Source organism: Halorubrum sp. SP3 (assembly GCF_005435195.1).
In the GTDB taxonomy this organism is placed as follows: Archaea; Halobacteriota; Halobacteria; order Halobacteriales; family Haloferacaceae; genus Halorubrum; species Halorubrum sodomense.
The window spans coordinates 1-216 of record NZ_SGTU01000799.1 but is presented as its reverse complement, the minus strand read 5'-3'; the positions used below and the strand labels follow the sequence as shown (position 1 = coordinate 216).

Here is a 216-nt window from a genome sequence, read left to right as displayed (position 1 = left end):
AGAACTGAGACGCCTGGTCGCCGCCCGGCTCACTCGCCTTCCACCAACGCCGCGAACCGGTCAAGCGCGCGCCGGCAGACGGGCACGTACGGCGCCGCGACCAGCGGGACCTCGATCACCGCCCGACACCGGTCCGGGTCCCCGGAGTACCGCTCGACCCGGTGGCCCGTGGCGGGTATCCCGGCGACCTCCCAGGCCCACCGGAGACGCGTCGCT

At 74.5% G+C, this 216-nt stretch carries 1 pseudogene; it reads right to left on the bottom strand.

The features are described 5' to 3' along the window. Positions 1-29: 29 nt before the first annotated feature. Positions 30-216 (bottom strand): annotated as a pseudogene (locus EXE42_RS18260) (SRPBCC family protein); the annotation flags it as partial.